Below are 1,957 nucleotides of genomic sequence, written 5' to 3' on the forward strand. Positions count from 1 at the left end.
TGTCAACAACGGGTAAAAAGTGATCCACTTACCGCCACCACCAACGGTTTAATATTGATCCACCTTGTTTACTCAGGATTAGCTTCAGCGATAACCCCGGCCTTTCGTTTCTGCTTCAGTCGATAGCTTTCCCCTTTTATTTGCACGACGTGTGAGTGATGTAAGATCCGGTCCAGCATCGCCGATGTCAGGGCTGCATCCCCGGCGAACGTCTGGTCCCACTGCCCGAACGGCAGGTTAGAGGTCAGGATCATCGCGCTCTTCTCGTAACGTTTGGCGATGACCTGGAAGAACAGCTTGGCTTCCTCCTGACTGAACGGCAGATAGCCTATTTCGTCGATGATGAGCAGTTTTGGAGCCATTACACCGCGATTGAGTGTCGTTTTGTAACGCCCCTGACGCTGGGAAGTCGACAGCTGTAACAGCAGGTCCGCTGCTGTTGTGAAGCGAACCTTGATGCCGGCCCGTACTGCTTCGTAACCCATGGCTATCGCCAGATGTGTTTTTCCCACGCCCGAGGGGCCCAGTAACACGATGTTTTCGTTACGTTCGATGAAGCTCAGGGAGCGCAGCGACTGGATTTGCTTCTGCGGTGCGCCGGTGGCGAAGGTGAAGTCGTATTCCTCGAACGTCTTCACCGCGGGGAAGGCTGCCATCCGTGTGTACATCGCCTGTTTACGCTGATGCCGGGCAAGTTTCTCCTCATGTAACAGGTGCTCCAGGAAGTCCATGTAGCTCCATTCCTGATCCACTGCCTGTTGCGACAGCGCCGGTGCCGCGCCGATAAGACTGTCCAGCTGGAGCTGTTCGGCAAGCACCATCAGCCGTTGATGTTGCAGTTCGACCATCATGCGGCTCCTCTGCAGAACGTGTCATAGATGGACAGCGGATGATGCAACGGCTGCCTGTCGAAGGTCACCAGGCTTTCGTCGACCTGCACGTCATACTGTTTTTTCTCCGGTGGCAGTGCCAGCATGGATTGCTGTTCCTCCATCCAGCGATCACAGGGGCGGGTCTGGATAGTTTCATGCTTCCGTTGATTGGCCACATCGTACAGCCAGCGCAGGCCGTAACGGTTTGCGGTTTCAACATCGACGGTGATCCCCATCGGGCGCAGGCGCGTCATTAACGGGATGTAGAAGCTGTTGCGGGTGTACTGCACCATTCGCTCCACCTTGCCTTTAGTCTGTGCCCTGAACGGGCGACACAGCCGGGGAGAGAAGCCCATCTCTTTGCCGAACTGCCACAGGGAAGGATGGAACCGGTGCTGTCCGGTCTGGTAAGCATCACGCTGGAGCACCACCGTTTTCATATTGTCGTACAGAACTTCCCGCGGTACACCGCCGAAGAAGCTGAACGCATTGCGGTGACAGGCTTCCAGGGTGTCGTAGCGCATATTGTCAGTGAACTCGATGTACAGCATCCTGCTGTATCCCAGAACGGCAACGAACACATGAAGCGGTGATTTGCCGTTTCGCATGGTCCCCCAGTCAACCTGCATCTGCCGCCCGGGCTCGGTTTCGAAGCGAACGACCGGTTCTGCCTGTGCTGGCAGGGTCTGTTTGCGGATGAACTCTCTCAGGATAGTCAGCCCTCCACGATAGCCCAGCTCCATGATTTCCCGGGCAATAACAGTCGCCGGGATTTTGTAGGGATGCGCATCGCTGATCCGCTTAGAGATATAATCGCGGTATTCATCGAGCAGTGATGATGATGCCGGGCGTGGTGAATACTGCGGCTTTTCAGATTTAGCTTTCAGGTGACTACGGACAGTATTGCGCGAAATACCCAGTTCCCTGGCGATGGCCCGGATACTCATTCCCCGCTTGTGCAGGACTTTAATTTCCATACGAATCTCAAAAGTGATCATAAGCTCCCCTGTATTCAGAGGAGCAGATTAACCCCTGGATCAATTTTCAACCGCTGGGGTGGATCAGTTTTGCACCGTTGGTAACAT

The 1,957-nt window shown here is 54.8% G+C and carries 2 protein-coding genes; both read right to left on the bottom strand.

All coding sequences use genetic code 11. The features are described 5' to 3' along the window. Nucleotides 1–68: 68 nt before the first annotated feature. Nucleotides 69–851 (bottom strand): IS21-like element ISSen3 family helper ATPase IstB, encoded by a 783-nt coding sequence (gene istB / locus AC007G_RS28245; RefSeq protein WP_001531258.1) that lies wholly within the window; start codon nt 849–851, stop codon nt 69–71. Continuing rightward, nucleotides 848–1,870, bottom strand: a complete 1,023-nt coding sequence (gene istA / locus AC007G_RS28250) for an IS21-like element ISSen3 family transposase (protein WP_015063043.1) — start codon at nt 1,868–1,870, stop codon at nt 848–850. The genes istB and istA overlap by 4 nt, the downstream gene beginning before the upstream one ends. Nucleotides 1,871–1,957: the final 87 nt, after the last annotated feature.

This window comes from Klebsiella sp. CSG-1 (assembly GCF_056521145.1).

Excerpts from the sequence above, each read along its gene's own strand:
- istB (WP_001531258.1), bottom strand. The coding sequence starts at position 851 with ATGATGGTCGAACTGCAACATCAACGGCTGATGGTGCTTGCCGAACAG.
- istA (WP_015063043.1), bottom strand. The coding sequence starts at position 1,870 with ATGATCACTTTTGAGATTCGTATGGAAATTAAAGTCCTGCACAAGCGG.